The 10195-nt window shown below is 43.2% G+C and carries 10 protein-coding genes; 7 read left to right on the top strand and 3 right to left on the bottom strand.

Annotated features, from left to right (window positions below; all coding sequences use genetic code 11):
* The 3 genes from B6K08_RS14340 to B6K08_RS10315 form a co-directional block, all read right to left on the bottom strand.
* Nucleotides 1-177: IS3 family transposase (locus B6K08_RS14340; protein ID WP_143254903.1), on the bottom strand; the 177-nt coding region annotated here is incomplete at its 3' end.
* 41 nt (nt 178-218) lie between these two features.
* The gene (locus tag B6K08_RS10320) at nt 219-776 is read right to left on the bottom strand and encodes a helix-turn-helix domain-containing protein (RefSeq protein ID WP_080326088.1); all 558 of its coding nucleotides are present in this window, start codon (nt 774-776) and stop codon (nt 219-221) included.
* Between the two features lie 92 nt (nt 777-868).
* Nucleotides 869-2887 carry an LTA synthase family protein gene (locus B6K08_RS10315; RefSeq protein ID WP_080326087.1) on the bottom strand — a complete coding sequence of 673 codons (2019 nt, stop codon included), beginning with the start codon at nt 2885-2887 and terminating at the stop codon, nt 869-871.
* Between the two features lie 159 nt (nt 2888-3046).
* Between B6K08_RS10315 and B6K08_RS10310 the strand changes: the two genes are divergently transcribed.
* The 7 genes from B6K08_RS10310 (at nt 3047) to msbA (ending at nt 10189) form a co-directional block, all read left to right on the top strand.
* Entirely contained in the window at nt 3047-3910 is an 864-nt protein-coding gene (locus tag B6K08_RS10310) for a lysophospholipid acyltransferase family protein (RefSeq protein WP_234985348.1), read from the top strand.
* 90 nt (nt 3911-4000) lie between these two features.
* A complete protein-coding gene (gene lpxC / locus B6K08_RS10305; protein WP_039212271.1) occupies nt 4001-4828 on the top strand; it encodes a UDP-3-O-acyl-N-acetylglucosamine deacetylase in 828 nt (275 codons plus the stop codon).
* Between the two features lie 53 nt (nt 4829-4881).
* The gene (gene fabZ / locus B6K08_RS10300; protein WP_039212269.1) at nt 4882-5322 is read left to right on the top strand and encodes a 3-hydroxyacyl-ACP dehydratase FabZ; all 441 of its coding nucleotides are present in this window, start codon (nt 4882-4884) and stop codon (nt 5320-5322) included.
* Between the two features lie 174 nt (nt 5323-5496).
* A complete protein-coding gene (gene lpxA, locus B6K08_RS10295) occupies nt 5497-6336 on the top strand; it encodes an acyl-ACP--UDP-N-acetylglucosamine O-acyltransferase (protein WP_039209431.1) in 840 nt (279 codons plus the stop codon).
* A 15-nt stretch (nt 6337-6351) separates the two neighbouring features.
* Nucleotides 6352-7161, top strand: a complete 810-nt coding sequence (locus tag B6K08_RS10290) for an LpxI family protein (RefSeq protein ID WP_039209429.1) — start codon at nt 6352-6354, stop codon at nt 7159-7161.
* Nucleotides 7162-7297: 136 nt separating this feature from the next.
* Nucleotides 7298-8455 (top strand): lipid-A-disaccharide synthase, encoded by a 1158-nt coding sequence (gene lpxB, locus B6K08_RS10285; protein ID WP_039209427.1) that lies wholly within the window; start codon nt 7298-7300, stop codon nt 8453-8455.
* A gap of 3 nt (nt 8456-8458) precedes the next feature.
* Nucleotides 8459-10189 (top strand): lipid A export permease/ATP-binding protein MsbA, encoded by a 1731-nt coding sequence (gene msbA, locus B6K08_RS10280; RefSeq protein ID WP_039209426.1) that lies wholly within the window; start codon nt 8459-8461, stop codon nt 10187-10189.
* Nucleotides 10190-10195 lie beyond the last annotated feature (6 nt).

Here is a 10195-nt window from a genome sequence, read left to right as displayed (position 1 = left end):
TCCCAATTTCTGAACAAGGCGTTGGACCTTCTTATGATTGACTAAAAAGCCCTCTTGGCGGAGCTTGCCATAAATTCGACGATAACCGAAGTCCTTGTCGCTCTGCCGAATTGCTTTGATTTTTGCCTCTAATTCGGCATCCGGATTTTCCCGGTCAAATCGCTTCTGCCAATACATATAGGTGGCTTTTGGAAGTTTAATAGCTGCAAGGATATCTTTTAATTTGAATGATCCTCGGAGACTGTGGGCGATCCTTGCTTTCGCTTCTGCGCCTCTTGCTCCAGGCGCAATCTCCTCAGTTCTTTTAAATAGGCTACCTCAATGCGTAGCTTGAGATTTTCTTCTTCTAGCTGCTTAAGTCTCTCATCTTGATTAATATTACATTCAGGTGTAATGCTGGTTTTGTCTGGCACCTTTGGCCGCCTGCCTTTCCGTTGCGGTTTGAGACCTTCTATACCAACAGCACGATAGCGTCGAACCCAGTTTACTAAAATCCCGTCAGATTTTAATTTTAGTCTAAGTGCTAATTCGTGGTAAGAAATCTCTGTACTTAAATATAACTCTACAGCATGTAACTTGAATTGGAAAGGATATGTTTCGTTTTTTCTTGACCGTTTAAGCCCTTCTTCTCCCTTTACTCGATATTGTCCGACCCAATGTCGAATGCGTTTTGTGCTAGGTATGCCATATTTATGGGCTAAAGCAAGGTATCCAATATCTCCTCTCAAATATTCCTGAACTATCTTCAATTTGAAATCAGCAGTATATTTTGCCATAAAAAGACCCCCATAAGTTAGATTACTTAGTCTAACTTATGGGGGTCTCTACACCTTGGAGGGCATTTTATTGTGTATACTTGCTTTTCTGATTAATTTGTTTGCAGGAGTTCTGGATGTCGTACAAGCCAACCTGTCAGCGCACTAAAGCCATCAGATTCTTTCTTGTATGGATTTTCTCCGTTAAAAGTATGGGTTTCCATGGTGGTGGTCTGAACAATTGTGGACTGATAGGTTAATTCCTCAATTTTTCCCACATTATCATTGTTAATCCAATGATATGGAGAAACAATGTGATCTAAAGGTGTCAGCATTGAGGGGAGGAGAGAATAGTATTTAAAACCCCTTGGGGCGATAAGTTCAAATATGGTTGGCAAAATATTCATGTGACTTGCAATGACATTGCCTGATAATATGGACTCATCAAAATCTCTGTGATACATTGCAAAGGAGGTACAAATGGTTTCTCTAAAGGAAAAGTCTCTGCGCTCTGTAACTGTAGCTGGAGGTATAGGAAGACTTGAATGATCACCGGTGACAATTACAAGACTGTCCGGATAGGTATCGATTATGTCATCTACAAATTTTTGTAGTGCCTTATCGGCATACCAGTATGTACCAGCGGCCTTATGCTCTCTTTTGCTAAGTTTATCTGCAATATCAGACATAACAGTTTTTGCGTCAAACCCCAGTTTTTTTAGTGGCATTTTGTAGGGACCGTGATTTGAAGTTGTGTAAATGTAATGGAATGTAGGTTCATCTATGTCTTTTAAAAGCTCAGCGGTTTTTTCGAGGAAGATATGATCATAAATGCCTACCCAAGTTTTAGGGGAATCTTTTGGGCAGAATTCTGTGGCCCCCATTACCTTGTCAAAGCCTACAGCAGGTGCAAATTTGTGAAAACTTCCATAGGTAGGATTGCCTCCATACCAATAAATGGATTTATAGCCTAGTTTTTTTAACTGAATTGGTAAAGCTGCCGGCGTTGCTCCAGCCCAAAAATTCTCCCGCTCATTCAATTCCAGTCTGGCATCAAAAATGCCGGACATAAGACTTACAATAGAGGGCCTTGAAAGGGGGCCGGCAGGGATGAAATTATCTACGGAAACGGTGTGAGGATTTTTGCGGAATTTTTTCCCCCCATCCATTATGTGCAGCTTTTCGTATGGTTTATCAAGAAGATATTGAGTATAGCTTTCACCAACAATAAGAAAGATGTTTTTTGGTTTTTTTATGCGTGGCCCCTGGGCCGTTCGGCAAAAGGCCTCAATAGGGGAACTAAGTTCTTTCCATTTTAGATTTTTGTATTTTTCTGGCATAATAGAATCAATAAGAGGCTCATCATCTTCATCGGTATGAGTTAGGAGAGCGTCCAATGGATTATGCCAAACATTTTCAAGGGCGCATAGGTCGTCGATGCAAGCTCTGGAAAGGAAAATATCTTTTTTTACGACACTTGGAATTTCATCCCATTCTGGCTTATCATCATGATTAAAGGTACCACCATAACGGCAGTAATAGAAAAAAAGAATGGTTCCAATAAAACAACAGGAATTAAATGTATAATATGAAACAGTACCCTCCTCAAAGATAGATGGTATCATAGGGATATTTAATAATAGGATAATAGCTCCATATAATAAGGCTCCAACAGGCAGATAGCTTAATAATAGAATGGCACCATGATATTGTTTAAAGAACACATCCAGCAGATTATGTTTTTCTGCGTTTCGTCCAAGCCATAGAAGTTTGTTGTATGTATCGTTAAACTGGCGGTAGAAAATCATCTTGCCTATAAAGGCTGTGTATAAAACTAAGGCATAAATCAATAGTCCGGTCAGTCGTAAAGAGTCACCTATCTGGAACCAAGTATTATTGAAGACTCCAGGTATGGTTACAAAGATCATGGATAGAAGCAGTACGTACGCATTAAAGTCCATGCCCCACCAGAAACCATAACGATAGCAATGATATAGAGCTACCTCTTTACCTTTAAAACTAGGATATGGTTTATACACTAAAATAAAAATGGTACGAAAAATGGCGCATAAAATAGGTGCCAATAAGAATATGTGGTAATCTTGCTGCAGCCCTTGCCAAAAATAATTCATTTGTTTCCTTCCCCTTGACTCTAAAAAAAATAATAGTAAAATCTATTTAGTATGTGAGTAAAAAACTCACGCCTTATTATAACAAAAAATAGTTGTTTTTGTTAGTCCAATATGGATTAGTAGTTGGATGTGAAAGGACTAAGTATGGCATACTATATTATGAAATTTGTTAGTTGGTTGGCTTGTCTTTTTTCTATGGAAAGCTGTAATGGCTTTGGAAAAGTGCTGGGGAAACTCACTTGGATTGTAGTGCCTAAAAAGAGAAAGTTCATGGCCTACGATAACATTATCCGTTGTCTGGGGGTGGATGCCGGGGAGGCAGAGAGAATTGCCAAAGCCTCTTGGGTACAGTTTGGACCCATGCTAATGGAGGTGCTTCGTTACCCTGAGCTTATTAAGGGTGATTACATAAAAAAATATGTTACTATTGATGGCCTGGAGTATTTGCAGGAGGCCATTGATAAGAAGCAGGGTGCTGTAATTGCCACATCCCACAGTGATAGCTGGGAGCTTATGGGGGCTGCACTGGCCCAGTATGGAGTACCACTTGTAGGTGTTGCCAGAAAGCAGAAGGATAGTGCCATGGATCGGTTTATAAATGAGTACCGTACTCTTGTGGGAATGCACATTACATACACCAGTGGAGTAAGGGAAATGTTTAAGATGATAAAGGAAGGTTGGATGATTGGTCTGATTACAGATCAGGATCCAAGCTTACGAGATGGAATAATCCTTAATTTCTTTAATAGAAAGACTAATTGCTTTGTTGGTCCTGCCACTATTGCTCGTTCCCAAAAGGCTCCAATTTTTCATGGGCAGATAACTCATCGTTCTGATGGGGGACATCATATTACTATTTACCCGCCAATATATGTGGATCAAACAAAGGATAAAAAAGCTGATATTGAAAAAGCAACCCAGCAAGTGATGAATCTTTTGGAGAGCCACATTCGGGAATATCCTGAGGACTGGTTTTGGCTTCATGACCGTTGGAAATCTGTGCGGAATATAGGACTGGACTAGGATTTTTGCACTATTGCCTATTATTTTGTATAATTGAAAATGAAGTATTGTGTCATTGAAAATAATGTATGATGTCAAGGAGGGCTGAATTTGATAAAACAGACTACCCTTAACTCCGAAATTAGTTATGTGGGAGTGGGGTTGCACTCTGGTGTAGATGTACATATGACCTTACAGCCGACGGAGGCGGATACGGGGATCGTATTTGTGAGAAACGACCTGGAGGGTTCACCTCAGGTGGAGGCCAAGGCGGTAAATGTTACCTCTACTCTCAGGGCTACTACGATTGAAGATAATGGCATCAAGATGTTCACTATTGAGCATCTCATGTCTGCATTTAATGCAATGAAAATAGATAATTGTCGTGTGCTTATTGACTCTGAGGAGCCACCGGTGGCTGACGGAAGTTCAAAGGTTTTTTGCGAGCTCATTGCTCAGGCCGGCGTAAAGGAGCTGGAGGCTCCACGCCATGAAATAATTATTGATAAGCTGTATCGGGTGGATGATGGTGACAAGTTTATTCTGGCTGTGCCTTATGATGGTTTCAGGGTAAGCTTCACCTCCATTAATCCTCATCCTCTTATTGGCATTCAGTATGGTGACTATGAGATTACCACTGAGGAGTATATCAAAGAGGTAGGGGCTGCCAGAACTATTGCCTATGAGGCAGAGGTGGAGGCCTTACGTAAAATGGGCTTGGGATTAGGCGGTACCATGGAAAATGTTATCGTCTATAATGATGAGGGCTGGATGAATAAACTGAGATACCCGGATGAGCTGGTTCGCCACAAGATTTTGGATATTGTGGGAGATCTCAGACTGGCTGGCTTCATCAGGGGGCATTTTATCGCCGTTAAATCAGGCCATGCCTTGAATACCACCATGTCAAAGCATTTGGCTGAGAAATTTTGCAAGTAAGATATTTTAGTAATAAACTTATTTAGAATTGGAAAGAGGAAGAAGGTATTAATATGGTATTGGAAATCGATGAAATCAAGAAAATTTTGCCACATCGCGCACCATTTTTATTGGTTGACCGTATTATTGAGATTGATCCATTTAAGTCTGCCACCGGCATTAAGAATGTAACCTATAATGAGCCACAGTTCCGTGGTCATTTCCCTCATCAGGCTATTATGCCAGGGGTGCTCATTCTGGAGGCTATGGCCCAGGTGGGTGGTATTGCTATGCTTTATCCTGAGGAAAATCGCGGAAAGATTGCTCTTTTCGGCGGCATGGATAATATTAAGTTCAAGAAGCCTGTTGTGCCTGGAGACCAGCTTGTGATGAAGGCTGAGCTGATGAAGGTTCATGGTGACTACGGCAGACTTCACGCTGAATCCTTTGTAGATGGCGTTTTTGCCGCTCAGGGTGATTTCACTTTTGCTCTGCAGCAGCCAGCAAATGAGTAATTTAGAAGAAAAATAGAGAAAAACAGAGAAAAGATTTAGTATTTGCCCGAAATTCGTTTAAAACGAGTGAAAATCACATGTAGCAATATGGGGCTGTTCCATGACTTATACACTATAGCAGTGAGTTTGGACTGTTTTAGGCCCTGGGGGCATACTAAAGGAGTGTAATTTTTTATGACAGATAATAATAATTCTGTTGCTGATATACATAAGTTTTCCGTGGTTCATCCCAACGCAAAGCTGGGAAAAAATGTAAAAATTGGGCCATTTACGGTTATTGGTGAACATGTAGAGATTGGTGACGGCACAGAGATAGGCCCTAACGTTGTTATTACGGGCTGGACAAAGATTGGTCAGGATTGCCATATTTTCCAGGGTGCCTCCATTGGCGAGGAGCCACAGGACCTTAAATTTAAAGGGGAGCGCAGCTTTGTGGAGATTGGTAATCGTACCAAAATCCACGAGTTCTGCACCATTCACCGCGCCTGTGGTGAGGATGAGGTTACCCGTATTGGTGATGATTGTCTGCTGATGGCCTATGTGCATGTGGCTCATAACTGTGTTTTAGGCAACAATATTGTCATGGCTAATGCCGCTATGGTGGCTGGTCATGTAATCGTAGAGGACAGGGCTGTTATCGGTGGTATGGCTGGCGTGCATCAGTTTGTGCGTATCGGCCGTAATGCTATGGTCAGTGGCATGTCCCGTAATATTCATGATATTGTTCCATTTACTATTGTGGATGGTTCCCCTGCAAGGGCCTGTGGTCTTAACAGCGTGGGGATGTCCAGAGCGGGCATTAGCGCTGAGAACCGCAGCAAGATAAAGCAGGCTTATAAATTCCTATATCGCTCAGGACTTCGTTTGCCGGAGGCTATTGAGGCCATTGAGGAGCAGGTTGACTCCTGTGAAGAAATTGAGCATTTGTTAAACTTCCTCAGAAATGCGGATCGTGGTATTTGCCGTCCGAATGTCAAGCACAGCTCCAAGGCTGGGGACGATTCTGAGGGATAATATCGGAGGATGGGTATGGAAAAGATTGGTCTTTTGGCTGGTGTGGGCAGATTGCCGGTGGAATGTGCAATGGCTGCTAAGGCTATGGGCTATGAGGTATATTGTGTGGGTCTGGTTCCTGGAGTGGATGAGGAGCTTAAAAGCTGTACTGCAGGCTATAAGGATATAAATGTGGCTCAGCTGCAGGCTATCATTGACTATCTGAAGGAAAATGGAGTTCAGAAGGTAACTATGATTGGTAAGGTTACCAAGGAGATTCTATACAGTGGACAGCACGTTCAGCCTGATTTGAGAATGCTCTCTTTGATATTTACTTTGCCTGACCGCAAGGATGATACTTTGATGCTGGCCTTTATTAAAGAGTTGGCCAAGGATAATCTGGAGGCTTTTGATCAGACAGCTCTTATAAAGTCCTTGATGCCGGAGGTGGGGGTTCTTACCAAAAGACAGCCTACTGATGAGGAAATCAAGGACATGAAGTTCGGTATGGAGATGGCCCGGGAAATCGGCCGTCTGGATGTGGGGCAGACTGCTGTGGTAAAACAGCTGGGTGTTATGGCCTTGGAAGCAATCGAAGGTACAGATGCCTGCATTCGCCGTGGTGGTGAGTTGGCCCGAGGTGGTGCTGTGGTGGCCAAGGTGGCAAAGCCAAATCAGGATTTGCGCTTTGATGTTCCAGCCGTGGGCACTACTACTCTTGAAAGTATGATTTCTGTGGGAGCCAAGGCTTTGGTTATTGAAGCCGGCAGAACCTTGCTGGTGGACAGGGCAAAGGTTATTGAAATGGCGGATGCCAATGACATTGCCATCGCTGTTATGGAATAAAATATTGTGCGGAATATTTTAGGGACTGGAAGATTTCGGTCCCTTTTGTGTTGTATGTAAGAATAAAATATGCGATAATATATTGTAATGCTTTTTTAATGGATTTTTATGCGCAAATTTAGGGAGGGGGGCTACAATGAAAATAATGTTTTCTGCGGGAGAACCCTCTGGGGATGTGCATGGGGAGAGTCTTGCCAGGGCTGTTTTGGAAAAATGTCCTGAGGCTGAGCTTATTGGCTTCGGTGGTCCTAAGATGGCGGCGGCAGGTGTTCGTATATGCTCTGATATGCGTGAATACAGTATTATGGGGGTTTGGGAGGTCATAAAAAACCTTCGCAGGATATTCGCTCTTTTGGATAAGCTGGAGGCTTTCATGAAGGCGGAGAGGCCAGACATTCTGGTGCTGATAGATTATCCTGATTTTAACTGGCGTTTGGCAAAAAAAGCCAAGGCTATGGGAATACCGGTATTTTCTTACATCCCACCGTCGGCTTGGGCATGGCGTAAGGGTCGTGCCAAGAAATGTGCCGCCATTGCCGATGAATTTGCGGCTATATTCCCCTTTGAATTGCCTGTATATGAGGCGGCAGGAGCCAATATTTCCTTCAATGGCAATCCACTGGTGGATACGGTTAAGCCGAGTATGACCAAGGCGGAGGCCAGAGAGTATTTTGGAGTAGCCGAGGGAAAAAATCCCGTAATTCTGTTGCCGGGATCCCGCAAGCAGGAGATTAATATGCTGTTGCCGGCTATGCTTAGTGCAGCAGAGCTTTTAAAGCAGGAAAATGACAGCCTGGAGTTTTATTTGCCGGTGGCACCGGGGATAGACAAGGGGCTGATTACAGATATTGCCTCCCAATATAAGGTGAATATTCATTACACTGAGGATAAGAATTATGATTTGATGATTATTGGGGAGTTTGCCATTGCTGCTTCTGGTACTGTAGTTATGGAGGCGGCTCTATTAGGGCTTCCATGCGTATGCCTTTATAAAATGGCAGCCTTGAACTATGCCATTGGCAAGCTGTTGGTGGATATTGAATTCTTTACTTTGCCCAATATTTTAGTGGGGCGTCAGGTGCAAAGAGAGCTTTTGCAGGATGAGGTTACCGGGGAGAGAATTTTTGATGAAGCAAGGAAATATTATGCTGAAGAAGGCTTCCGTGACAAGGTTCTTGATGGGCTGAAGGAGGCTGTGTCCAAGCTGGGGAAGCCCGGTGCGGCAGTCAGAGTAGCAGAGAAAATTTTAGCGGCGGCAGAGAGATATGGTAAAAGCCGCCTGGAGGTTAGTTAGTAAATGAAGAATTATAAGCGTTTGCTTATGTATATAAAGCCATATACCAGAAGACTGGTGGCGGCAGTATTTTGTATTATTATGGCTGCAGGAGCCAATCTGTATCTTCCATGGATTATCAAGGACATGATTGATAAGGTGCTCATGGAAAGGGATATGTACATGCTGAACCTTATTGCCCTTGGTATTTTGGTAGTAATGTTCATTAGAGGTGTGTTTTACTACGGCCAAAGCTATTTGGTTTCTTATGTTGGTGAGAAGGTTATTATCGATGTGCGCAGCATTTTGTTCCGCAAGTTCCAGAAAATGCCTCTTTCCTACTATGATAAGCAGCAGACTGGTACTGTAATGAGCTATATTACCAACGATGTATCGGCCATGCAAAGTGCCATTGTTAATAACCTGATTGAGATGGTTACAGAGGCCTCCATACTGGTGGGTTCCCTGGTAATGATGGTTTATTTGGATTGGCGTCTCAGCTTGTTGACTTTGATGACCATTCCTTTAGTTGGTTATGCCATGAAGATTTTTGGCCGGAAGCTGAAATCCTCCGGTTCTCTTATTCAGGAGCGTATGGCGGATATTACTTCCATGCTTCAGGAAAGTATAGCGGCCATTCGAGTGGTAAAATCCTTTGTTCGTGAAGCCTATGAGATTAAGCGCTTTGATCATCAGAATGTGCTGAATTTTCAGGCGGCCATGAAGAATGTTAAGCTCATGAGCTTACTTACCCCAACTGTGGAGTTTTTGGCGGCTGTGGCTGTAACCTTCATCGTGTGGTTCGGTGGCTATGAGGTTGTTAATGGAACCATTACCGCCGGTGAGCTGGTGGCATTCCTTACCTATGCCGTTAATTTGGCAAATCCTGTAAAGCGTCTTAGCCGTGTTTATGGTGCAATTCAGAAGGCTATGGCGGCAGCTGAGCGTGTATTTGGCGTTATGGATATGGACGAGCAGATTAAGGATGGTCCTGATTCCAAGGTTCTTCCTAAAATAGAGGGCAAGGTGGTATTTGATAATGTTACCTTCTCCTATAAGGAAGGGCAGGCGGCTCTTTCCAATGTGAGTCTTACTGCAGAGCCTGGTCAGATGATTGCCTTGGTGGGACCAAGCGGCAGCGGTAAATCCACTATTGCTAATTTGATACCTAGATTTTATGATATAGATTCCGGCTCCATTTCCATTGATGGTTATGATGTGCGGGAGGTTACCACTGATTCTCTTCGTGAGCAGATTGGTCTGGTACCACAGGAAACCATGCTTTTTAGCACTACAGTGATGGAAAATATCCGTTATGGACGATTAGACGCCACCGACGAGGAAATCATCGAGGCTTCCAAGGCTGCCAATGCTGATGAGTTTATTCAGGAGTTGCCTGAGGGCTATAATACCAAAATCGGTGAGCGCGGATTGAATCTGTCAGGTGGTCAACGCCAGCGTTTGGCCATTGCCAGAGCCATTTTGAAAAATCCACGGGTTCTGATTTTGGACGAGGCCACCTCTGCCCTTGATACAGAAAGTGAGAAAATCGTACAGGATGCTTTGGACAAGCTGATGGTGGGGAGAACCTCCTTCGTTATTGCCCATCGCCTGTCTACTATATTTAATGCAGACCAGATTTTTGTTGTGGAAAATGGCCATGTTATTGAGCATGGTACCCATGAGGAGCTGCTGGCCAAGGATGGTCTTTACAGTAATCTTTACAACATTCAGTTCCGCAACAGTAATGCATAACTATTG

This window comes from Anaerovibrio lipolyticus DSM 3074 (assembly GCF_900141865.1).
Classification (GTDB): domain Bacteria; phylum Bacillota; class Negativicutes; order Selenomonadales; family Selenomonadaceae; genus Anaerovibrio; species Anaerovibrio lipolyticus.
The sequence above is the reverse complement of the archived record's forward strand: the minus strand, read 5'-3'. Positions and strand labels throughout refer to the sequence as shown.